Here is a 22,652-nt window from a genome sequence, read left to right as displayed (position 1 = left end):
TCTGATGCACATCGACCTCAACAGCGATGTCGGCGAGTCCTTCGGCCGATGGGAGCTCGGCGATGACGAGGCCGTCCTGCGGACGGTCACCAGCGCCAATGTCGCCTGCGGCTTCCATGCCGGCGACCCGACCACCATCGCCCGCACCTGCGGCTGGGCCGTGGAGCAAGGGGTCGCGATCGGCGCGCAGGTCGGTTATCGCGACCTGGCGGGCTTCGGCCGGCGCTTCGTCGACGCCACCGTCCGCGAGCTGACCGACGATGTCGTCTACCAGATCGGCGCCCTTCAGGCGCTCGCCTCGGCGGCCGGCGGCCGGGTGGTCTACGTCAAGCCGCACGGCGCCCTCTACAACACCGCGGTCCATCACGAGGAGCACGCCCGGGCCGTGGTCGACGCGGTCGCCTCGGTCGACCGGAGCCTGCCGATCCTCGGCCTGCCGGGCTCCGAGTTGCTCGCGCAGGCGGAGCGGCGAGGGCTGCGGCCGGTGTACGAGGCCTTCGCCGACCGCGCCTACACGCCCAACGGCACATTGGTCTCCCGACGCGAGGAGGGAGCCGTGCTGGCCGATCCGCAGGTGGTGGCCGATCGCGTCACCCGGATGGTCACCGAGGGCATCGTCGAGGCGATCGACGGCACACAGATCCGCATGGCGGTCGACTCCGTCTGTCTCCACGGCGACACTCCAGGAGCGGTGGCTATGAGCGAGGCGGTACGCGCCGCGCTCGATGCCGCCGACATCACGGTGGAGGCCTTCGCATGAGGACACTGCCCTACGGGGATCGCGCCCTGCTGCTGGAGCTCGAGGAGCACGAGGATCCCGTCGCCTGGGCCGCCGCGGTGACCGCTGCCGGTCTCGACCTGCTGGACGTGGTGCCGGGCGCCTGCACGGTGTTGATCACCGCCGCCACGTCCGATCGGATAGGCCGGGCACGCGAGGCCCTCGGGGCCCTCACGCCCGGCGAGCGGGCCACCGCCGCGGCGGGTGAGACGGTCGAGGTGCCCACGGTCTACGACGGACCCGATCTCGACGAGGTATGCCGGCTGACCGGCTTGTCCCGCGATGAGGTGATCGAGGCCCACACCGGTCGGCCCTGGACGGTGGCCTTCGGGGGCTTCGCGCCCGGATTCGCCTATCTCACCGGCGGCGACGAACGCCTCGACGTGCCCCGGCGCGACGAGCCCCGCACCGCCGTGCCCACCGGCGCGGTCGGCCTCGCGGGCACCTTCAGCGGCATCTACCCCCGCGAGTCCCCGGGCGGCTGGCAGCTCATCGGCCGCACCGATCTCACGCTCTTCGACATCGACCGCGATCCGCCCGCGCTGCTGCAGCCGGGCACCACCGTGCGCTTCGTGGAGGCCGGCCGATGACCACGATCGAGATCCTCGCGACCGGGCCGCAGGCCACCCTCCAGGATCTCGGCCGTCCCGGTTACGCCTCGATCGGGGTCGGGCGCTCGGGTGCGGCCGACCGGCGCTCGTTCGCACTGGCGCACCGGCTCGTCGGCAATCCCGAGGACGCCGTGGCGATCGAGGTGCTGATGGGTGGTCTCAGCCTCAGCACCGACGGCACCGTCGACATCGCGGTCACCGGCGCGGACGTCGAGGTCCACGTCGATCGCGGCCAGGGGCCCGTCCCGATGGGGCTCAACGCCCGGCACACCCTCCAGCCGGGGTGGACGCTGAGCCTCGGACAGGCCACCTCGGGAGTGCGCGCCTACGTCGCGTTGCGTGGCGGCATCGAGGCCGAGCCCGTGCTGGGGTCATGCAGCACGGACACCCTCTCGGGTCTCGGCCCGGCGCCGCTGGCCGGGGGCGATCGACTCGCTCTCGGTTCGAAGGCCGGTGAGCTCCCGACCACCGACCTCGCGCCCGTCGCCCGCTTCGATGAGGACGTCGTGACGTTGCGTGCCGTGCGCGGGCCCCACGACGATTGGCTGGCCGATGCCGACCGGCTGACAGGCATCACCTGGACCGTCTCGGACAGGACGAACCGAGTCGGCGCGCGATTGTGTCCGCCGGAGGGAGACGCGCTCCAGCACGCCGAGCCGGGTCGCCAGCTGCCCAGCGAGGGCGCCACCCGCGGAGCGATCCAGGTGCCGCCGAACGGCGAGCCGGTCCTCTTCCTCGCCGATCACCCGGTCACCGGCGGTTATCCGGTCGCGGCCGTCCTGCTGGACGAGGACGTCGACCGCGCCGCCCAGTCGCGGCCCGGCCAGCAGGTACGGCTGACCTGGTCCTGAGAGGAGCGTCCATGTCCTCGCCACCACCCCGCCGCTCCTCCCGGTGACCGCGAGTGGTGCAGATTCGCCCTCGAACAGCGATTTCGAGGGCGAATCTGCACCACTCGCGGACGGAATTGCACCACTCGGCAGCCCCGACGAGGTGACCGCATGGCGAGACAGTTGCCCAGTTGACGGGATATCTGTCACGCTCAGTACAGGTTCGCGAGCCAAGGAGCAGATATGACGAGTGACGACTGGTCGTTCGAGACCAAGCAGATCCACGCCGGCCAGACCGCCGACCCCACCACGGGCGCCCGCGCTCTGCCGATCTACCAGACCACCTCCTATCAGTTCCGCGACACCCAGCACGCGGGCGACCTGTTCGCCCTGGCCGAGCCCGGCAATATCTACACGCGCATCATGAATCCCACGCAGGATGTGGTGGAACAGCGCATCGCCGCCCTCGAGGGCGGCGTCGGCGCCCTGTTGTTCGCCTCCGGCCAGGCCGCCACGACCGGCGCGTTGACGAATGTCGCCGAGGCCGGCGACCATATCGTCGCCTCGGCCAGCCTCTACGGCGGCACCGACAGCCTGCTGCGGCACTCCTTCCCCAAGCTCGGCATCGCCGTCTCCTTCGTCGAGGAGCCGAACGACCCGCGACAGTGGCGCGACGCGGCGCAGGAGAATACGAAGGCGTTCTTCGGTGAGACCATTGGCAACCCGAAGGGCGATGTCCTCGATCTCGAGGCCGTCTCCGCCGTCGCCCGCGAGGTCGGCGTTCCATTGATCGTCGACAACACCGTCGCGACCCCGTACGGTCTGAACCCGCTGCAGCACGGCGCCGACACCGTCGTCCACTCGGCCACCAAGTACATCGGCGGCCACGGCACCGCCATCGCCGGCGTCGTGATCGACGGGGGCACCTTCGACTACGGCGCGCACGGAGACAAGTACCCCGGCTTCACCCGGGCCGACGAGAGCTACCACGGCCTCGTCTACGCCGAGGCCCTCGGCCCGGCCGCCTACCTCACCAAGCTGCGTGTGCAGTACCTGCGCAATATCGGTCCCGCCATCGCTCCGTTCAACGCCTGGCTGCTCGCCCAGGGGTTGGAGACGCTGAGCCTGCGCATCGAGCGCCACCTGGAGAACGCGCGCAAGGTGGCCGAGTGGCTGGAGGCGCGTGAAGACGCCGTGTCGGTCCACTGGGCCAGCCTGCCGTCGAGCCCGTACCACGAGCTCGCGGAGCGCTACACGCCCAAGGGGTCGGGGGCGATCGTCACCTTCGAGCTGCCCGGCGGCCTGGATGCCGGACGCCGCTTCATCGACGCCCTGGAGTTGCACAGCCACGTCGCCAATATCGGCGATGTCCGCAGCCTGGCCATCCACCCGGCCTCGACGACCCACTCTCAGCTCACGGCCGACGAGCAGTCGGCGGCGGGCGTGACCCCCGGTCTGGTGCGTCTGGCCGTCGGCCTCGAAGGGATCGACGACATCCTCGCCGACCTCGACGCAGGATTCCGCGCGGCCAAGTGACCCACGAGCAGGAAATCGGCGACCTCACCCTCGAATCTGGTGAGCTCCTGCCGGAGGTCCGCCTCGCCTACGCCACCTGGGGCGAGTACGACGGCTCCAATGCTGTGCTCGTCCTGCATGCCCTCACCGGCGACCACATCGTCACCGGTGAGGGCGGCTGGTGGGGCGAGGTCGTCGGGCCCGGCCGCGGCATCGACACGGACCGGTTCTTCATCGTGGCCGCCAATATCCTCGGCGGCTGCCGAGGATCCACCGGACCGCTCAGCCTCGACCCGGGCGGGCAGCCCTACGGGTCTCGTTTCCCTGCCGTGACCGTCCGTGATCAGGTGGCCGCCGAGGTCGCCCTGGCCGATGCCCTCGGCATCGACACCTGGCACAGCGTGATCGGCGGGTCGGCGGGCGGCATGCGGGCGCTGGAGTGGGCCATCGAGCACCCCGCCCGCGTAGAGCGGCTCTTCCTCCTGGCCACCAGTGCCGCCGCCTCGGCCGACCAGATCGGTCTGGCCACCACGCAGAACGACATCATCCGCGCTGCCGGGCCCGAGACCGGACTCGATCTGGCCCGCCGTGTCGCGCACCTGTCCTATCGCAGTGAGTTCGAGTTGTCCGAGCGCTTCGGTCGCATGGTGCAGGCGGACGGGCGTTGGGCCGTGGAGTCCTATCTGCAGCACCACGGCGCCAAGCTCGTCAAGCGCTTCGATGCGAACTCCTACATCGTGCTCAACGAGGCGATGAACAGCCACGATATCGGGCGTGGGCGTGGGGGCATCGCCGCCGCCCTCGGTCGGATCACCGCGCGGACGCTGGTGGCGGGTATCGACTCCGACCGACTGTATCCACTGCACCAGCAGCGCGAGCTGGCCGAGGGCATCGCAGGGTGCGGTGAGCTGGACGTGGTGTCCTCGCCCTACGGACACGACGGCTTCCTCGTCGAGTCCGAGGCCGTCGGCGCACTCGCCCGCGCCCTCCTCACCGCCTGACCCCCGCCCGTGGGCGGTGAGGTACGCACCTCTCAACCCTCGGGGCGGTGGCTTACGCACCCCTCAACCGCGTCGAGAGGTGTGTAGCTCACCGTCCCGGGCGCAGACGCGCCCAGCATTCGGGCGATCAGCCCGCCGGCACGACGAGGGCCGCGACGAGCTGGCGGTACAGCTCCGAGGTCTCGAGCAGCTCCTGGTGGGTGCCGCGGGCCGAGACCTGCCCGTGCTCCATCACGATGATCTCCTCGGCATCGACGACCGTGCTGAGCCGATGCGCGATCGTCAGCACCGTACCCCGTTCGGCCTGGCGCCGGATCGCGCGGTGGATGGCGGCCTCGGTGATCCCGTCGACCTGGGCCGTGGCCTCGTCGAGCAGGAGGATGTCCGGGTCGGCCAGCAGGGCTCGCGCCACCGCGATGCGCTGACGCTGGCCGCCGGACACCGACGTATCCGTCAGCGGCGTGTCGAGTCCTTCGGGCAGTTGCTCGACGAGCTCATCCAGTCGCAGTTCGGTCAGTACACGGCTGACGGCCGCATCGGAGGCCTCCGGGTTGACGAAGCGCAGATTATCGCCGATGGTGCCCGGCACGACGGGCGTCTCCTGTTCGACATAGGCGATCCTGCCGCGGACCTGTGCCGGCGAGAGCGACTCATAGGACGCGTCCCCGATCCACAGGGTGCCGCCCTCGGGCTCGAGGAAGCCCAGCACGGCCGACAGCACCGAGGTCTTGCCGGCCCCGGACGGGCCGACCAGCGCGACGTGACCACGCTCGGGCACCTCGATGGAGACACCGTCGAGTGCCGGATCCGCATCCGGGTCGTAGCGGGCTCGGATGTTCTCCAGGGTGATCCCGCCGCCGACCGGCTCCGTGCCGATGATCTCGCTGCGGGGCTCGGATTCGAGCTCGTCGATCTCCCGGATGCGCCCCGCCGCGGCGATGCCCGCCTGCAGAGCGGTCATGTTCTGACTGAGCTCGGTGATCGGCCCCATGAGACCGAAGGCGTAGAGCAGGAAGGCCACGAGGGTCGATACCTCCATGTCCCCCGCGGCGACACGGGCGGCACCGACGGCGAGGATCACGATGATGGCCGTCTGGATGCCCGTCCACGCGATCGTCCAGGCCACCACCTCGCGTCGCACGGCCCGCACGCCGTGCTCGCGCGCCCGCTGGGCGTCGTCGAACAGCCGGGCACGCTGCCGCTCCTCGGCACCGGCCGCCTTGACAGTCTTGATGGCGCGCAATGTGCCCTCGGTCCCGGCCCCCAGGTCCGCGAGGGCACCCTGAGCCTGTTCCTGGGCTTTGGCGATCGCCGGCATGAGGAGGCCGAAGAGGATGGCGACGATGATCACAGCCGCGAGGGTGGCGGCGAAGAGCACGAGATCGAGCACCGCCATCAGCACGAGCGTCCCGACCAGGACGATGCTGCCGTTCACGAGGCCGACGAGGCTCGAGGACGCCGCCTCGCGCATGAGCACGGAGTCGCTCGTCACCCGCGTGACGAGTTCTCCGGTCGGCCGCCGGAGCAGTGGCAGCACCTTGGCGGACAGGAACCGGGTGATCATATGGCGACGCGCGTCCAAGACGATGTCCTCGGCGAGGGTGCCGAGGAGGATCCACTGTCGCCAGCTGATCACCGCACCCACGAGGAGCAGTGCCAGCAGCGCCGTCACCGGACCGGTGATCGAGCCGCCGACCGCGAGCGTGTCGAGGACCCACTTGGTCACCAGCGGGGTGGCGAGCTCCATGGCGGAGGCGAACAGGCCCAGGAGCAGGGTGATGACTAGGGTGGCACGATGCGGCCGTGCGAAGGACCAGAGCACGGTGAAACGCGATCGTGAGTCGGTCATGCTCACTATTAAGACACAGATGTCCTATTCGGGACAAATCGGGCGCAGGAAAGGACGCCTTGGTAGCCTCCGATCGTGACCACACCTGCCCAAGACCGCACCCGACGCACCATCCTCCTCGCGGCGATCCGCGTCCTGGGCAGCAATCGGCGGGCGAGCATGCGCGAGATCGGGGAGGCAGCCGATGTCGCCCGCAGCACCGTCCACCGGTACTTCGCGGACCGGCCCGCCCTCGAGGCCGCCGTCGGCAGCTTCGTCGAGGAGGAGTACGGCCGGATCGCCGAGAACGCCCGCCCCCAGGACGGCACCGGACTCGAGGCACTGATGCGCCTGGCGACCGAGCTCTTCGATCGCCTCGACGTCGTCGGGTGGTGGTTCCTGATGCCCGAGGACGAACAGTCCCCCGATGCGCCCGAGGAGGACGAGATCGTGAGTGCGATCGTCGACCGCGGCCATGCAGACGGCTCCATCGACCCGGTGCTCCCCAGCGCGTGGGTCAGCGACCTATTGTGGTCCCTGCTCTACTCCGCCAATGCGCACACGCGCTTTCCCAGACACACACGCGGCGAGGTGCGCAGCCTGTTCCTGCACAGCCTGCGCAAGTCCGTCGCCGTCGGCTGACGGCGAGCGTCAGCCGACGACGAGGTCGGCGTACTCGGTGTGCTTCTCGAGGAACTTCTTGACATAGGGACAGGTCGGCCGGATCCGCTGGCCGCGGGCTCGCAGGTCCTCCAGCGCCGCGGTCACGAGCTGGCTCGCCAGCCCCTGCCCCTCGAAGCGCTCGTCGACCTCGGTGTGCGGCAGGACCACGACATCGCCATCGGGCTCGGCCACGAGGTGCCCCGCGAGCTCACCGTCGACGCGGATCTCATACCGCTGTTCGGACTCGTTGTGGCTGACTTCGGTGCTCATACCCCGAGCCTAGGCTCGTGCCGGTCAGCACGCAGTCGCACGAGTCAGACCAGGACGGACTGCAGGACCGAGGTGAAGAAGCCGAGCCCATCGGTTCCCGGACCGCACAGATCCTCGACCGCGTGCTCGGGGTGGGGCATGAGCCCGACGACATTGCCGCGCTCATTGGTGATCCCGGCGATCTCATTGATCGAGCCGTTCGGGTTCACGCCGACGTAGCGCGCGACCACTCGGCCGGTGTCCTCCAGCTCGCGGACGGTGTCCGGAGAGGCCACGAAGCCGCCCTCGCCGTTCTTCAACGGGATGGTGATCTCCTGTCCGGCCGTGTAGTCGCGGGTCCAGGCGGTGTCGGCGTTCTCGATGCGCAGTACCTGATCACGACAGACGAACGTGCGGTGATCATTGCGGATCAGCGCACCGGGCAGCAGGTGGGACTCGCAGAGGATCTGGAAACCATTGCAGATGCCGAGCACCGGCAGTCCGCCCTTGGCACCTTCGATCACCTGCTCCATGACCGGAGCGAAGCGCGCGATGGCGCCGCAGCGGAGGTAGTCGCCGTAGGAGAAGCCGCCGGGCAGGATCACGGCGTCGACGCCCGCGAGGGTGTGATCGCCATGCCACAGAGCGACGGGCTCGCCGCCGGCGAGCCGCACAGCGCGGCGAGCGTCGCCGTCGTCGAGCGAACCGGGGAAGGTGACGACGCCGATCTTCACGAGCCGTCCTCCACGCGCACCTCGAAGTCCTCGATCACCGGATTGGACAACAGCGTGCCGGCGATCTCGCGGACCTCGTCGAGGGTGGCGACGTCGGTGTCGGGCACCTCGAGCTCGAAGCGCTTGCCCTGGCGGACATCGGTGACCGATGTGAAACCGAGGCGGGGCAGGGCTCCGTGCACGGCCTTGCCTTGGGGGTCGAGGATCTCCGGCTTGGGCATGACATCGACGATGACGCGGGCCACGGGCGCTCCCTGGAACGACGGACGGGGTGACGGTCCGAGTGTATCGGGCTCGCCGGACACCGCCGTCGCGGACCGACGATGATGCGTTGAGGTCGCTCCGGCAGCCTGAATGCATCACCATCGGTCCCCACGGGGCGGACGTCGATGCGTCGTGGTCGCCATCGCCACCACGACGCATCGACTTCGCGAGGTCAGCTGAGTTCGCGTTTGAGGATTTTGCCGGTGGAGGTCATCGGGAGTTCGTCGCGGAACTCCACGATGCGGGGGTACTTGTATGCCGCGAACTGTTCTTTGCCCCAGGCGATCAGCTCGTCCTCGGTGATCTCGGCACCGGGCTCGCGGACCACGACGGCCTTGATCTCCTCACCGTGGGACTCGTGCGGCACACCGATGACCGCGACCAGCGAGACCGCCGGATGGGTCATCAACACCTCCTCGAGCTCACGCGGGTACACGTTGTAGCCGCCACGGATGATCATGTCCTTACTACGATCGACGATGAAGTAGTAGCCGTTCTCGTCACGGCGGGCGAGGTCACCAGAGCGGAACCACTCACCGCGGATGGCCTCCTCAGTGGCGGCAGGACGCTTGTAGTAGCCCTTCATGATGCCGTGACCCTTGATCGCGATCTCACCAATAGCCTCAGGATCGTCCGGGATCTCGTTCCAGTCGTTATCGATGAGCTTCATCTCCACCCCCGGGACCGGCTTACCGATCGAACCCACCACCGGCGGCTCGCCCCACGGCGAGAAGGAGGCCACCGGCGAGGTCTCCGACAGCCCATAACCCTCCAGGATCGTCACACCGAACTTCTCGGCGAACTGCCGGTGAATATCGCCAGGCAGCGCCGCGCCACCGGCCGCGGCCACCCGCAGATTCCTGGCGATCTCGGCGACATCGACCGTCTCATCGAGCGCCCCGAGCAGACCCCAGTACATCGTCGGGACACCCGCGAAGAAAGTGACCTTCTCGCTCAACAACAGCTTGATAGCCGACGCGGCGTCAAAACGCGGCAACATCACCATCGTGCCGCCATAGAGCAGGCAGCCGTTCTGGATCACACTCTGACCGAAGATGTGGAACAGCGGCAGCACCGCCAGATAGATGTCGGGATTGTTCTCATCGGCCTCGAACAAGGCCTCCCCGAGGGCCGCATTATCGTACAGATTGCGGTGCCGCAGCTCCGCTCCCTTCGGCTGACCCGTCGTACCCGAGGTGTAGAGGATCACCGCCGTGTCATCATCATCGCGCTCCACAGTCTCAAAGACCGGCGACTGCTCGGCCACCAACGGCGCGTAATACTCCGGCCCCTCCAACGGAGCCGGAGCCGCAGAATCCAACTTGATCAAGAAGAAATCCTCGACCCCCTCGACCTGCTGGAAACCCTCCCACGCGTTATCACCGATCGGCACACCAGGCGCACCCTCAAACGCGAAATACGCCTTCGCATCAGAATCATCCAGATGATAAGCCACCTCACGGGCCGTCAGCAGGATGTTCAACGGCACCACCGTCGCACCCGCCTTGAGAATCCCGAAATAGACGATCGTGAAATACGGCAGATTCGGGATCGAGATCGCGACCTTATCACCCGGCTCAATACCCCGACTCACCAACAGATTCGCGACCTGACTAGCCGCGCCGTCAACCTGCGCGTAAGACAGACGCGTATCGCCGAACACGATCGCAGTCCGCTCAGGATACTTCTTCGCCGATTCCTCGAGGATGCGAGACAGATTGGCCACGGTAGTTCTCCCTGTGATCAGTGACAGTGATGATGTCACGTTCACTGTAACGGGAGTCTCACAGGCACAGTCCAGCGAGGCCGTAATCCGAGAAGCAGGAACCGCCGGGGAACCCCCTACCAGGTCTGGCCGCTGAGGCGCTCGAAGGCCTCGATGTAGCGAGCGCGTGTGCGCTCGACGACCTCATCAGGGAGTCGAGGCGGCGGCTCCACGCCGTGGCGATCCCAACCGCTCGCCGGCGAGGTGAGCCAGTTCCGCACGATCTGCTTGTCGAAAGAGGGCTGCGCGCGGCCCGGCTCCCACTCGTCGGCTGGCCAGAAGCGCGAGGAGTCGGGGGTGAGGACCTCGTCGGCAAGCACGATCGTGCCGTCCTCGCGCTGACCGAACTCGAGCTTGGTGTCGGCGAGGATGATGCCGCGCTCGCGGGCTGTGTGCTCGGCAAGGTTGTAGACGCCGAGGGTGAGGTCGCGCAGGCGCGTAGCGGCCTCCTGGCCGATGGTGGCAGCCACCTGCTCGAAGCTCACGTTCTCGTCGTGCTCACCGAGGGCGGCCTTCGTTGCCGGGGTGAAGATCGGTTCGGGGAGCCGGTCGCCGTCGACGAGGCCTTGGGGCAGCGGCACCCCGCATACCTCGCCGGTGGCCTGATAGTCGGCCAGGCCTGATCCCGTCAGATACCCGCGCACGACGCATTCGACGGGGAACATGTCCAGCTTCTCCACCACGAGCGCGCGACCGGCCACCGCCTCAGGCACCTCGGTGCTGATGACGTGGTTGGGAACGAGCGCGGCGAGCTGGTCGAACCACCAGAGCGACATGCGCGTGAGGATCTCACCCTTGTCGGGGATCGGGGGTTCGAGGCTGAAGTCATAGGCGCTGATTCGGTCGGAGGCCACCATCAGGTAGTGATCGCCGTAGGAGTACAGATCGCGCACCTTGCCCGAGTGGACATGGGTCGCGCCGGGGATGTCGAGGGCCACGCCGCCACCCTACCGGCGCGGGCCCGCCCGCCGGCCCGGCGCGCGTGACAGCATGACCCCATGGCCATCGTTCACCCGGACGCGACGATCACCCCGAGCAAGCACGAGCTGCTGACCGCCTGGCTGCCCACCACGTCGTGGTGGCCGAGCGTGGAGCCCGTGCCGCCCTTCGCCGCCAATCTGCGCTTCGACGACCCCGCCGGTGAGGTCGGCATGGAGTTGCAACTGCTGCCGTTGCCGGTCGAGGGCCGATTCGCCGTCGTGACCCTGACCTACCGCGATGCGCCGCTGGAGGGCGCCGATCTGATCGGCGAGATGGAGCACACCGCGCTGGGCCATCGGTGGGTCTACGACGGCTCCACCGATCCCGTCTTCCTCGACGAGATCGGGGCGGTCATCGCCGACGGCCGAGGCGGGTCATCGCTGCAGCTGAGCGACGGCACCCCTCTGGACCGGCCAGCGACGCTGGCGAGCGCGCGCGGCTCCGGCACCGGCGCGGGGGCTCCGCAGATCCCGCGCTTCGTGCCCGCCGACATTCCCGACTCGGCCACCGGCACGCTCGAGGCGACCTGGCGCGACCGCCCCGAGCCGGTCGTCATCGCCTGGCTCACCGCCTGACGTGGGCGGCGATCGGCGGACGTGCCGCCCGCCAGGAAGGAGCTCTGCGACGAGCGTGAGCCCCGCGCGGAACGAGCGGGCGAGGCGAGGTGACGGTGCATCTGTGGTCGCATAGCCACAGCAGGAGCACATCCTTCGTCAACCTCCGCGATCGGTGAGACAGCGTCCATCGCCAGCGCCGAACGGACGCCCAGCCACCGATCTGGGTCGCGGATGGACGCCTATTCACCGCCCCGGACCGCCGGACAGGGCACCGAGGAGAGGTCAGAGGATGTCGCCGGGGGTGTAGGCGGCGGCATCGGGATGGGCCTTCAGGACCTCCGCGATGCGTGCGATGACCGCCTCGACCTGCGAGCGCGCAGCACCGGTGAACTCGATCGGAGCGGCGACGAGGGCATCGAGATCGGCCTGGCTCAGACCCAGCCGGGGATCGGCGGCGAGCCGCTCGAAGAGATCGTTCTCACTCGTGCCCTGCTCCCGCATCTCCAAAGCGACGGCGACCGCATGCTCCTTGATCGCCTCATGCGCCTCCTCGCGGCCGACGCCGTGACGGACGGCTGCCATCAGCACCTTGGTGGTGGCCAGGAAGGGCAGGTACCGGTCCAGCTCGCGCTGCACGACGGCCGGGAACACGCCGAACTCGTCGAGCACCGTCAGGAAGGTCTCGAAGAGGCCGTCGGCGGCGTAGAAGGCGTCGGGCAGCGCCACACGGCGCACCACCGACTCCGACACATCGCCCTCGTTCCACTGGTCCCCCGCGATCTCGCCGACCATCGAGGCATAACCGCGCAGCACGACCGCGAGCCCGTTGACCCGCTCGCACGAGCGCGAGTTCATCTTGTGCGGCATCGCGCTCGAACCGACCTGGCCGGGCTTGAAGCCCTCGGTCACCAGCTCGTTGCCCGCCATCAGCCGCACCGTGGTGGCCAGATTCGAGGGGGCCGCGACGAGCTGCACGAGGGCGGTGACGACGTCGTAGTCCAGCGATCGCGGATAGATCTGCCCGACGCTGGTGAAGCGGTGATCGAAGCCGAGGTGCTCGGCGACCCGCTGCTCCAGCTCGGCGAGCCGGTCCTCGTCTCCGAGCAGGTCAAGCTGGTCCTGTGCCGTGCCGACCGGCCCCTTGATGCCGCGCATCGGATAGCGGGCGACGACCTCCTCAACCCGCTGCAGCGCCACCAGCAGCTCATCGGCGACGGTCGCGAAGCGCTTGCCGAGCGTGGTCGCCTGCGCGGCGACATTGTGGCTGCGTCCCGCCATCACCAGCTCGGCGTGCTCCGAGGCGAGCTTGCCGAGCCGGGCGAGCGTGGCGACGGCCTTGTCGCGCACGATCTCCAGCGACGCGCGGATCTGCAGCTGCTCGACATTCTCAGTGAGGTCGCGCGAGGTCATGCCCTTATGGATGTGCTCACTGCCGGCGAGCGCCGCGAACTCCTCGATCCGGGCCTTGACGTCGTGGCGCGTGACCCGCTCGCGGGCGGCGATCGAGGCCAGGTCGACCCGGTCGACGACGGCCTCATAGGCCTCGATGACGCCTTCGGGGGTCTCGACACCGAGATCGCGCTGCGCCTTGAGGACCGCGATCCAGAGCTGTCGCTCGAGGCGGATCTTGTGCTCCGGGGACCAGATCTCGGCGAGCTGATCGGAGGCGTAGCGGGAGGCGAGGACGTTCGGTGCGGTCACTCTCCCAGTATCGCAGCCACGCTCCGCGGGACGGAGTGGTGCTCAGTTCGGTCACCCCGGACGATGTGGGCCTTGCGGTGACTCCCGGCCGCGAGAGCGGTGACTTACGCACCTCTCTCACGCCTTTGGGCGGTGAACCGCGCACGTCTCGCGCGGAACGAGAGGTGCGTAGCCCACCGCCCAGGCGGTGCTCAGCTCACGGGCTCGGCGCGCTTGAGGGACCAGAGGTGGAGATGGTCGTAGCCCTTGACGGAGATCCGCCGGGCCCGGCGCAGTCGCCACCGCTCCTCATCGGACCGCAGCTCGCCGGACAACTCGTCGTCGACGAGCACCCGGCCAGGTCGCGCGACCGAGGTCAGACGCGCCGCGAGATTGACGGTGGAGCCGAACAGATCGCCGAGTCGGGCGACGACCGGACCGTACGCCATCCCCACGCGGACATCGGGGAACCGTTCGTCGTCCTCGGCTCGCTCGACGAGGCACTGGGCGAGCTCAGCGGCCTCGGCCGGACTCTCCAGGACGAACATCGCCTCGTCGCCGATGGTCTTGACCACCTGTCCGCCGTGCTCGACCACGAGCTCGGTGGTGACCCGCTCGAACCACTCGACCATGTCGCCGAGCTCTCGCGCATTGAGCTGGCGGCTCCGCGCGGTGTAGCCGACGATGTCGACGAAGCCGACCACCACCGGGACCTCGCCGCCGGAGGCGACCTCCCCCAGTGCGATCCGGCTCGCGGCCGCCAGGAGATGCCGGCGCCAGACATAGCCCTGGAGCGCCTCGACCGTCGGGATGACCTCGGCGAAGGCATCGATCGACGTGGGCTCCTCGTCCTCCTCCGTCTCGGCCGCGAGGGCGGAGAGCATCACCCGGATATGCCAGTCGGCGAGTCGGGCGAAGGTCCGCCCCGTGGAGCGGACGAACTGCGGCAGCCGGTCGCGGTCGAGGACGCCGAGATCGACGAGCCGCTCGGTCAGCCTCAAGGCTTCGACATCCGCGGTCAGGAAAGCGGGCTCATCGTCGGCGAGGGAGGGGAATCCGAGATGCCGCCACAGCGCATTGGCGGTGTCGACATCGACTCCGGCGGCCTCGGCGACCTCGGACTGCCGCAGGGTCGGTTCTTCGTCGAAGAGGAACTGCGCGGCGACGTCGATCAGCAGCGACGGATCGAAGGCATGCTCCCCCGGCCGGGGTTCCTCGGTGCTCACGCCGACGATGCTAGTGGTCGCCGCGGTCGGGCGGAGCCCCTCTCGTCCTCGCGCGGCGGACCGAAGGTGATGCGTTACGGCTGCTGGAGCCACCCGAATGCATCATCGTCAGTCCACGCCCGGGCGAAAGATGATGCCTCGCGGTTGATCGGGCGACCACGACGCATCATCATCGGTCCGCTGCGCGGGATACCGTCAGAGGGTGATCCCGCCGCGCTCGGCGGCGAGGGCGATATCGCTGCGATGGTGGGCGCCGCGGATGGAGATCCGCTCGACGCCGGCGTAGGCGCGCTCGCGGGCCTGTCCGAGCGAATCGCCCACGGCCGTCACCGCGAGCACGCGTCCACCGGCGGTGACGAGTCGACCGTCGGCATCCTCCGCCGTTCCGGCCTGGATCACGTCGACACCCTCGATCTGCTCGGCCTCGTCGATGCCCTCGATGACATCGCCCTTCGCCGGCGATTCCGGATAGTTCTCCGCCGCGACGACGACCGTCAGCGCTGCGCCGTCGCGCCACTGCGGGAGTCCCACCTCGCCGAGGTTCCCCTGCGCGGCACCCATCAGCAGCGCCGAGATCGGCGTCTCCAGCAACGCGAGCAGCGCCTGGGTCTCCGGGTCGCCGAAGCGCGCATTGAACTCCACCACACGCACGCCGCGGCTGGTGAGGGCGAGACCGGCGTAGAGCAGGCCCGAGAACGGGGTGCCGCGCGCGGCCATCTCCTTGACCGTGGGGATCAGCACCCGGCGCGAGACGTCCTCCACGAGTCCCTCCGGGGCCCAGTCCAATGGCGAGTAGGCGCCCATGCCGCCGGTGTTCGGTCCGTCGTCGCCGTCATAGGCCCGCTTGAAGTCCTGCGCGGGCTGCAACGGCAGCACCGTCTGGCCGTCGGTGATCGCGAACAGGGAGACCTCAGGGCCGTCGAGGAACTCCTCGATCACGACCCGGTCGCAGGAGGCGGCGTGCGCCTCGGCCGCCGCACGGTCCTCGGTCACCACGACGCCCTTGCCCGCGGCGAGGGCGTCGTCCTTGACGACATAGGGCGGTCCGAAGGCGTCGAGCGCCTCCGCCACCTGATCGGGGGTCTCGCAGACCCGGGCGAGCGCCGTCGGCACCTCGGCCGCGGCCATCACCTGCTTGGCGAAGGCCTTGGAGCCCTCGAGCCGGGCCGCCTCGCGACTCGGGCCGAAGCAGGCGATCCCCACCTCGCGGACGGCATCGGCGACCCCCGCGACGAGCGGCGCCTCCGGTCCCACCACGACGAGATCGATGCCGAGCGACGACGCGAGAGAAGCCACCGCGGCCCCGTCGAGAGGGTCGACCTCGTGCAGCTCGGCCACCCGCCCGATACCGGGATTCCCGGGCGCCGCGTGCACCTCGGTGACGTGGGGATCGCGGGAGAGCGAGAGCGCGAGGGCGTGTTCGCGGCCGCCTGTGCCGATGACGAGCGTCTTCACGGGTCACCAGCCTACGGGGCTTCCCCTCCGGGGCCGTCAGGAGTTCACTGGGAGCGGACGGAAGGAGCCCCCATGGCCACTCGACTCATCCCCTACCTGCACTTCGACGGCACTGCCCGCGAGGCGTTGGAGTTCTATCGATCGGTCTTCGGCGGGACCCTCGAACTGGCCCGCTATGCCGACATGGGCGAGCACCAGCCCGTCGATGCCGACCGGATCATGCACGGCGATCTCGCCACCGACGAGTTCGAGCTCATGGGGGCCGACGTGCCGTCGGGAGAGGCCGCGCCCGTGTCGCCCATGCATGGCGTGGCGATCTCCGCCGAGGACACCCCACGGTCGAGGGAGTACTTCGAGCGGCTGGCCGAGGGCGGCACCGTGATCGTTCCGCTCGAAGCCGCACCTTGGGGCAATGCCTTCGGGATGGTCATCGACCGCTACGGCATCGAGTGGATGATCAACCTCGCCCCTGACCGACCGCGATCCTCACCCGACTCGGCGGGCGGTAGCTGAGCAACCCTACCCAGATACCCCTGCCGGGCGAGGGAGCATCGTCCCCGGGGTCAGAGGAGATCGTGGACGACGATCGTCTCGTCGCGACCGGGGCCGACGCCGATCGCCGAGATGCGCGCACCGCTCATCTCCTCGATCGCCGTGACATAGCGCTGTGCGTTGACCGGCAGGTCCTCGATCGCGCGGGCCCCGGAGATGTCCTCGCTCCAACCGTCGAAGTACTCGTAGATCGGCGTGGCGTGGTGGAAGCCGGTCTGCGTCATCGGCATCTCGTCGACCCGCTCACCGTCGACCTCATAGGCCACGCACACGGGGATCCGCTCGAAACCCGTGAGGACATCGAGCTTGGTGAGCACGAAATCGGTCAGGCCGTTGATGCGGGCGGCATACCGGGCGATCGGCGCGTCGTACCAGCCGCAACGGCGCGGACGCCCGGTCGTGGTGCCGAACTCGCCGCCGTTGTCACGCAGCCGCTCGCCATCGGCATCGAAGAGCTCAGTGGGGAACGGCCCCTCGCCGACCCGCGTGGCATAGGCCTTGACGATGCCGATGACCCGTGTGAGGCGCATGGGAGGGATGCCCGAGCCGGTGCACGCGCCGCCGGCGGTCGCCGACGAGCTGGTCACGAAGGGATAGGTGCCGTGGTCGACGTCCAGCAGCGTCGCCTGGCCCGCCTCCAGCAGCACCGTCTGGTCGGCGTCCAGCGCGTCGCCGAGCAGCAGCGACGTGTCGGCCACCATCGGCCGCAGACGGTCGACGTAGCCGAGCAGCTCGTCCACGACCTCATCGACCTCGACCGAGCGCCGGTTGTAGACCTTGGTGAGGATCTGGTTCTTCAGCTCCAGCGCACCCTCGACCTTGGCGCGCAGGATCTTCTCGTCGAAGAGGTCCTGGACACGCACGCCGAGACGGTTCATCTTGTCGGCATAGGTGGGCCCGATGCCGCGGCCCGTGGTGCCGATCTTCCGGCTGCCGAGGAACCGTTCGGTGACCTTGTCGAGCGTGCGGTTGTAGTCGGCGATGACGTGGGCATTGGCGGACACGACCAGCTTCGAGGTGTCGATGCCGCGCGCCTCCAGACCGTCGATCTCCTCGAACAGCACACCGAGGTCGACCACGACGCCGTTGCCGATGACTGGCGTGCAACCGGGGCTCAGGATGCCGCTGGGCAGCAGATGGAGCGCGTACTTCTGGTCGCCGATGACGACCGTGTGTCCGGCATTGTTGCCGCCGTTGAACTTGACCACGTAATCGACCCGGCTGCCGAGCAGATCGGTCGCCTTGCCTTTGCCTTCGTCGCCCCATTGGGCACCGACGATGACGACTGCGGGCATGGAGTTGCACCACCTCAGGGCATGCGGAAAGCCCCTCGCGGGGCTCTTACCCGCGCATTCTACCGAAGATCGCGGCTCGACAGCGCCCTCCGGTTCGCGAGAGCACGTAGGCTGATCACGCCATGCGCAGACTCCTCGCGATCACCAACGCCTCCGCCGGAACCTCGACCTCCGCTTCCATCGAGAGCGGTGTCGAGGTGCTGCGACGCGATGCCGCGGTCGAGGTGGTCGCGACCGGCTCGTTGGACGAGCTCGACGCGGCCCTCGCCGAGCACTCCGAGGTCGACGCCGTCGTCGTCTTCGGCGGCGACGGCAGTCTGCATGCCGTGATCGACGCGATCCACCGCGCCGGGCGGCTGGACGATCTCGCCGTCGGGCTCGTGCCGCTGGGCACCGGCAACGACTTCGCCCGCACGCTGGACATCCCCCTCGATCCCGCCCGTGCCGCGGAGCGTGTCTCCGGGTCGGAGGGCCGGCGCATCGATCTGCTGGAGGACTTCGGCGGCGCCGTGGTGGTCAACGCGGCAAGTATCGGGCTGGGCGCCGAGGCCGCTGTGCGCGCCAAGCGATACAAGGAGCGGTGGGGGCCGTTCGGGTATGTGATCGGGGCTGCCAAGTCGGCCTTCGTCCCCGATGCCAAGGTCGAGGTGAGGATCGACGGGCGTCCGATACGGCGGCGACACGGGCACATCACGCAATTGTCTGTGGGCAACGGCCGCTTCGTCGGGGGCGGGACCGAGCTGTTCCCCACCGCCGAGATCGACGACGGGCAGATGGACGTACAGGCTGTCTTCGCCCACACTCTGGCCGGACGGGCCGCCTATGTCGTGCGTCTGCTGACGCGCACCACGGACGAGTCGCCCCTCGTGCACTACGAGCGCGCGCAGCGGGTGGAGGTGCACGGGGACGGGCTGCGGTGCACAAGCGACGGTGAGATCAGCGACCCCTGTCCCGATCACAGCTGGAAGGTCCTTCCCGGCGCCCTCACCTTCCTGGCCTGAGCCGTCCTTCCCCCGGTGGCGGTAGGCCGTCGCCCCTTCGCCCCACCTGGCGGTGGCCCATCGAGTCCACCACGCCCGCGATGACGGTGACGGCCTACCACCTCATCAAGTCAGCCGACGAGGACGGCGTACCCCTCCGGGCTCGACTCGCGCAGGAACTCACGGCAGCGATGGGCCTCGGCCTCGTCGCCGAGTCGCTCCGAGGCCGTCGCGAGGGCCGCCAGGGAGCGCAGGAAGCCGCGGTTCGGCTCGTGCGACCACGGCACCGGGCCATGGCCTTTCCAGCCGTTGCGGCGCAGGCCGTCGAGCGAACGATGGTAGGAGGTGCGGGCGAAGGCGTACCCCTCCAGGTCACGACCCTCGGCCAGCGCCTCGGTGGCCAGCAGGGCCCAGGCGGCGGTGGAGTCGGGATGGGCCGTCGCGACCTCGGCGGGCGCGGCGCCGGCGTCCAGATCGGCGGCTCCCGGGTCGGCGGGCAGCAGGGTCTCCGGCGGTTCTCCGAGCAAGTTGGTCATACCCAGAACCTAGGCCGTCCCTGGTAATCCCCGGCTCACCGGACACGATCTACGCGGTGGGGTGAGACTGTCGGTGGGGTGTGTCATCGTGTGACCGACGACGAGGAGACCCCATGTTGCCCCTGACCCCCGAGCCCATCGCCGACGTGACCTGGTTCGACACCGAACGCGTCCCCCTCGCGGTGGCGATCTACGAGCAGGTCACGATGGACGACCTACGCGATCTCTTCGACACCACCTTCACGGCCGTGGGCGGCGCGATCTCCCGTGGCGAGCTCACCCCGGCGGGTCCGGCCCTCTGCCTGTACCGCGGCGACCCGCGCGGCACCTTCGACATCGAGATCGGCTTCCCGGTCCGGACCCCGTGGTCGGGGCCGATCGATGCCGACGGCGTGACCGTCGTCGCCAGCGAGTGGCCGCCGGGGCCCACGGCGGCGCTGAGCCATGTCGGTGGCTATGACGCACTCGGCGACAGTTGGGGCCGGCTCATGGCGGTGGCCGCCTCCTCGGCCAGCGGCGAACCCGTCGCCCTCGGCGAGGTCTACGTCACCGAACCACCCCCGCAGGCCGATCCGGCGACTCTGCGGACTGATCTCCTCGTCGCCGTCGAACGCACGAAGGGCCGGTGACGCCGTCGCGCCACCGGCCCCTCGAGGCTTCGATCAGAGCTTGTTGCCGGCCGAGCGCAGATTCTGGCAGGCCTCGACCACGCGCGCGGCCATGCCCGCCTCGGCGGCCTTGCCCCAGGCGCGCGGGTCGTACGTCTTCTTATTGCCGACCTCGCCGTCGATCTTCAGGACGCCGTCGTAGTTGCGGAACATGTGGTCGACGACCGGCCGGGTGAAGGCGTACTGGGTGTCGGTGTCGACATTCATCTTGATGACGCCGTAGTCGACCGCCGCCGAGATCTCCTCGGGCAGCGATCCCGATCCGCCGTGGAAGACGAAGTCGAAGGCCTGCTCGGTGCCGAACTCGGCGGCGACGGCCTCCTGGGCGTTCTTGAGGACCTCGGGACGCAGCTTGACGTTGCCGGGCTTATAGACACCATGCACATTGCCGAAGGTCAGCGCCGTCAGGTAGCGGCCCTTCTCGCCGAGACCGAGCGCGCGGACCGTGGCGAGGGCATCCTCGGTCGAGGTGTAGAGCTTCTCGTTGATCTCGGCCTCGACACCGTCCTCCTCTCCGCCGACGACGCCGATCTCGACCTCGAGGATGATGTTGGCGGCAGCGGCCTTCTCGAGCAGCTCCTGAGCGATCTGCAGGTTCTCGTCGAGCGGCACCGCGGAGCCGTCCCACATGTGCGACTGGAAGTACGGCAGGCCGCCACCCTGGACCCGTTCGGTTGAGGCCTCGATGAGCGGACGCACGAAGCCGTCGAGCTTGTCTTTGGGGCAGTGATCGGTGTGCAGAGCGACATTGATCGGGTACTTCTTTGCGACCTCTTGGGCGAAGGCGGCGAAGGCCAGCGATCCGCTCACCATGTCCTTCACCGTCGGACCGGAGAAGTACTCGGCTCCACCGGTGGAGACCTGGATGATGCCATCGGACTCGGCCTCGGCGAAACCGGCAAGTGCGGCGTTGAGGGTCTGCGAGCTCGAGACATTGATGGCCGGGAAGGCGAACGAGTCGCGCTTGGCCTTGTCCAGCATCTCGGCGTAGATCTCGGGAGTTGCGACGGGCATCAGTTCTCCTGGTGTCGAAAGCGGGCGCTACCGCCAGTATTCCAGCCCACCGATGCCGTGCCCGCCCTGGACCGAGTCCAGGGCGGGTCAGAGCAGCTTGCGGGCGGCTCTGGCGGCGACGTGCAGCGGCGACCACACCGAGGAGAAGGGCGGCGCGTAGGCGAGATCCAGCATGATGAGGTCGTCGACCCGCATCCCGGCGGTGATCGCGGTCGCGGCAGCATCGATCCGCAGCCCCGCCGTGGATCCGCCGACGATCTGCACACCGCGGACCTGTCGGGTGCGGCGGTCGGCCAGCAGCCAGACGGTCATCGGCTCGGCGCCCGGGTAGTAGCCGGCCCGGGTGGTGGTGTCGATGGACACGCTGACCGTGTCCCATCCCAGTTTCTCCGCCTCGGCGGTGGAGACGCCGGTACGGGAGATCTCCAGATCGCAGAAGCGAGTGATGAAGGTCTGGACGACTCCCGGGAACGACCACTCGGGCTCACCGCCGAGGATCGCGGCCTCGATCCCGGAGGCCGCGACCATGCCCTGTTTGTTGGCGTGATCGCCGAGAGGCAGGTGGAGCAGCTCGCCGGACTGGCGGTCCCGGACCGCGGTGCAGTCCCCGGCGGCCCAGATCCCGCGCGCGCGATCGGCGCACTGATACTCGTCGACGACGATCGCATCCTTGGGCCCCAGGGTCAGTCCCGCGTCCCGCGCCAGCTCCGAGCGGGGCCTCACTCCGAAGGCCAGGATCACCAGGTCAGCGTCGAGGACCGTGGAGTCGTCGAGCTCGACACCCGTCACCCGGCCGTCCTTGGTACGGAATCCTGTGAGCCGCCGACCCCCGTGGAAGCCGATCTGCCGAGCCGCCATCTGCTCGTGCACCCGCTCCCCCACGACCTTCTCGAACCGGGCGAGGGGGAGCTCGCCTGCGCTGATGACCGTGGTGTCGAGCCCGAGTCGCAGGCAGGCCTCGGCCATCTCCGTTCCGATGAACCCGCTGCCGGCGACGATGACCTTCTCGGGATCGCGGTCCAATTGGCGCAGGATCTCCTGTCCCTGCGGGATGGTGGTGATGGGCACGATGCCCTCGGCGTCGGCACCCTCGATATCGGGCCACACGGGCTCGGCGCCGGTCGCGATGAGGAGATGGTCGTAGTTCAGGTCGCCTTCGCTCGTGGACAGCACCTTGGCATCGGCATCGAGCGAGGTCGCGGTGACACCGAGCCGCAGGTCGATGCCGTTCTCCCGGTGCTTGTCGGGGGAACGCGCGATCAGGTCGTCACGCGACTCGACCTCGCCGGCCACCCAGTACGGCAGTCCGCAGGCGGAGTACGAGGTGAACTGCCCCCGTTCGATCACCACGACCTCGTCCTCGGCGCCGAGACTCTTGACCAGTGCGGACGCGGCCGTCATGCCGCCGGCGTCACCGCCGACGATCACCACACGAGAACCCATGCCCCGAGCCTAGGCGGAACTCTCGAG

General features: G+C 68.9%; 23 protein-coding genes. 10 read left to right on the top strand and 13 right to left on the bottom strand.

Translation table 11 applies throughout. The features are described 5' to 3' along the window. Position 1: 1 nt before the first annotated feature. The 5 genes from BHE97_RS11175 to BHE97_RS11155 all read left to right on the top strand — a co-directional run bounded on the left by BHE97_RS11175 (position 2) and on the right by BHE97_RS11155 (position 4,735). A complete protein-coding gene (locus tag BHE97_RS11175) occupies positions 2-760 on the top strand; it encodes a 5-oxoprolinase subunit PxpA (protein WP_087624115.1) in 759 nt (252 codons plus the stop codon). Further along, positions 757-1,368: a 5-oxoprolinase subunit PxpB gene (gene pxpB, locus BHE97_RS11170; RefSeq protein WP_087624114.1), complete on the top strand. Its 612-nt coding sequence runs from the start codon at positions 757-759 to the stop codon at positions 1,366-1,368. Before BHE97_RS11175 ends, pxpB begins: the two co-directional genes overlap by 4 nt. Next, a complete protein-coding gene (locus BHE97_RS11165) occupies positions 1,365-2,240 on the top strand; it encodes a biotin-dependent carboxyltransferase family protein (protein ID WP_087624113.1) in 876 nt (291 codons plus the stop codon). The genes pxpB and BHE97_RS11165 overlap by 4 nt, the downstream gene beginning before the upstream one ends. 222 nt (positions 2,241-2,462) lie before the next feature. Then, a complete protein-coding gene (locus tag BHE97_RS11160) occupies positions 2,463-3,755 on the top strand; it encodes a bifunctional o-acetylhomoserine/o-acetylserine sulfhydrylase (RefSeq protein WP_087624112.1) in 1,293 nt (430 codons plus the stop codon). Next, a complete protein-coding gene (locus BHE97_RS11155) occupies positions 3,752-4,735 on the top strand; it encodes a homoserine O-acetyltransferase (RefSeq protein WP_236757650.1) in 984 nt (327 codons plus the stop codon). Before BHE97_RS11160 ends, BHE97_RS11155 begins: the two co-directional genes overlap by 4 nt. 127 nt (positions 4,736-4,862) lie before the next feature. On the opposite strand, the gene BHE97_RS11150 is transcribed toward BHE97_RS11155, so the two are convergent. Next, positions 4,863-6,584, bottom strand: coding sequence for an ABC transporter ATP-binding protein (locus BHE97_RS11150; RefSeq protein ID WP_087624110.1), 1,722 nt, complete (start codon positions 6,582-6,584; stop codon positions 4,863-4,865). 75 nt (positions 6,585-6,659) lie between these two features. Between BHE97_RS11150 and BHE97_RS11145 the strand changes: the two genes are divergently transcribed. After that, a complete protein-coding gene (locus BHE97_RS11145; protein WP_087624109.1) occupies positions 6,660-7,205 on the top strand; it encodes a helix-turn-helix domain-containing protein in 546 nt (181 codons plus the stop codon). Positions 7,206-7,214: 9 nt separating this feature from the next. On the opposite strand, the gene BHE97_RS11140 is transcribed toward BHE97_RS11145, so the two are convergent. The 5 genes from BHE97_RS11140 to BHE97_RS11120 all read right to left on the bottom strand — a co-directional run bounded on the left by BHE97_RS11140 (position 7,215) and on the right by BHE97_RS11120 (position 11,176). Further along, the gene (locus BHE97_RS11140; protein WP_087624108.1) at positions 7,215-7,496 is read right to left on the bottom strand and encodes a GNAT family N-acetyltransferase; all 282 of its coding nucleotides are present in this window, start codon (positions 7,494-7,496) and stop codon (positions 7,215-7,217) included. A gap of 44 nt (positions 7,497-7,540) precedes the next feature. Further along, the gene (purQ, locus tag BHE97_RS11135) at positions 7,541-8,209 is read right to left on the bottom strand and encodes a phosphoribosylformylglycinamidine synthase subunit PurQ (RefSeq protein ID WP_087624107.1); all 669 of its coding nucleotides are present in this window, start codon (positions 8,207-8,209) and stop codon (positions 7,541-7,543) included. Beyond that, entirely contained in the window at positions 8,206-8,454 is a 249-nt protein-coding gene (gene purS / locus BHE97_RS11130) for a phosphoribosylformylglycinamidine synthase subunit PurS (RefSeq protein ID WP_087624106.1), read from the bottom strand. The genes purQ and purS overlap by 4 nt, the downstream gene beginning before the upstream one ends. A gap of 191 nt (positions 8,455-8,645) precedes the next feature. After that, positions 8,646-10,199: a long-chain fatty acid--CoA ligase gene (locus BHE97_RS11125; RefSeq protein ID WP_087624105.1), complete on the bottom strand. Its 1,554-nt coding sequence runs from the start codon at positions 10,197-10,199 to the stop codon at positions 8,646-8,648. Positions 10,200-10,315: 116 nt separating this feature from the next. Continuing rightward, on the bottom strand, positions 10,316-11,176 hold the full coding sequence (locus tag BHE97_RS11120; RefSeq protein ID WP_087624104.1) for a phosphoribosylaminoimidazolesuccinocarboxamide synthase: 861 nt from the start codon (positions 11,174-11,176) through the stop codon (positions 10,316-10,318). 60 nt (positions 11,177-11,236) lie between these two features. Here BHE97_RS11120 and BHE97_RS11115 point away from each other — a divergent pair, with 60 nt between their 5' ends. Beyond that, positions 11,237-11,794, top strand: coding sequence for a hypothetical protein (locus BHE97_RS11115; protein ID WP_087624103.1), 558 nt, complete (start codon positions 11,237-11,239; stop codon positions 11,792-11,794). A 264-nt stretch (positions 11,795-12,058) separates the two neighbouring features. On the opposite strand, the gene purB is transcribed toward BHE97_RS11115, so the two are convergent. The 3 genes from purB to purD all read right to left on the bottom strand — a co-directional run bounded on the left by purB (position 12,059) and on the right by purD (position 16,137). Next, a complete protein-coding gene (gene purB, locus BHE97_RS11110) occupies positions 12,059-13,477 on the bottom strand; it encodes an adenylosuccinate lyase (RefSeq protein WP_087624102.1) in 1,419 nt (472 codons plus the stop codon). Between the two features lie 191 nt (positions 13,478-13,668). After that, on the bottom strand, positions 13,669-14,682 hold the full coding sequence (locus tag BHE97_RS11105; RefSeq protein ID WP_170931372.1) for an adenylate/guanylate cyclase domain-containing protein: 1,014 nt from the start codon (positions 14,680-14,682) through the stop codon (positions 13,669-13,671). Between the two features lie 195 nt (positions 14,683-14,877). Further along, entirely contained in the window at positions 14,878-16,137 is a 1,260-nt protein-coding gene (purD, locus tag BHE97_RS11100; protein WP_087624101.1) for a phosphoribosylamine--glycine ligase, read from the bottom strand. A 72-nt stretch (positions 16,138-16,209) separates the two neighbouring features. Here purD and BHE97_RS11095 point away from each other — a divergent pair, with 72 nt between their 5' ends. Beyond that, positions 16,210-16,650, top strand: coding sequence for a VOC family protein (locus tag BHE97_RS11095; protein ID WP_087624100.1), 441 nt, complete (start codon positions 16,210-16,212; stop codon positions 16,648-16,650). 50 nt (positions 16,651-16,700) lie between these two features. On the opposite strand, the gene BHE97_RS11090 is transcribed toward BHE97_RS11095, so the two are convergent. Next, complete coding sequence (locus BHE97_RS11090) at positions 16,701-17,984, bottom strand: adenylosuccinate synthase (protein WP_087624099.1); 1,284 nt, start codon at positions 17,982-17,984, stop codon at positions 16,701-16,703. A gap of 122 nt (positions 17,985-18,106) precedes the next feature. Here BHE97_RS11090 and BHE97_RS11085 point away from each other — a divergent pair, with 122 nt between their 5' ends. Then, positions 18,107-18,985 (top strand): diacylglycerol kinase family protein, encoded by an 879-nt coding sequence (locus BHE97_RS11085; RefSeq protein WP_087624098.1) that lies wholly within the window; start codon positions 18,107-18,109, stop codon positions 18,983-18,985. 110 nt (positions 18,986-19,095) lie between these two features. On the opposite strand, the gene BHE97_RS11080 is transcribed toward BHE97_RS11085, so the two are convergent. Then, a complete protein-coding gene (locus BHE97_RS11080; protein WP_087624097.1) occupies positions 19,096-19,500 on the bottom strand; it encodes a DUF3151 domain-containing protein in 405 nt (134 codons plus the stop codon). A 113-nt stretch (positions 19,501-19,613) separates the two neighbouring features. On the opposite strand from BHE97_RS11080, the gene BHE97_RS11075 reads away from it, so the two are divergent. Then, positions 19,614-20,129, top strand: coding sequence for a GyrI-like domain-containing protein (locus BHE97_RS11075; RefSeq protein ID WP_087624096.1), 516 nt, complete (start codon positions 19,614-19,616; stop codon positions 20,127-20,129). A 33-nt stretch (positions 20,130-20,162) separates the two neighbouring features. Here the strand turns inward: BHE97_RS11075 and fbaA are convergent, their stop codons facing one another. Both fbaA and BHE97_RS11065 read right to left on the bottom strand, forming a co-directional pair. Next, complete coding sequence (gene fbaA, locus BHE97_RS11070) at positions 20,163-21,182, bottom strand: class II fructose-bisphosphate aldolase (protein ID WP_087624095.1); 1,020 nt, start codon at positions 21,180-21,182, stop codon at positions 20,163-20,165. Between the two features lie 87 nt (positions 21,183-21,269). Further along, positions 21,270-22,625, bottom strand: coding sequence for an FAD-dependent oxidoreductase (locus tag BHE97_RS11065; RefSeq protein ID WP_087624094.1), 1,356 nt, complete (start codon positions 22,623-22,625; stop codon positions 21,270-21,272). Positions 22,626-22,652 lie beyond the last annotated feature (27 nt).

Source organism: Aeromicrobium sp. PE09-221, assembly GCF_002174305.1.
GTDB lineage: Bacteria > Actinomycetota > Actinomycetes > Propionibacteriales > Nocardioidaceae > Aeromicrobium.
Note: the sequence above shows the minus strand (reverse complement) of the source record. Positions and strands in the feature narration are given on the sequence as shown.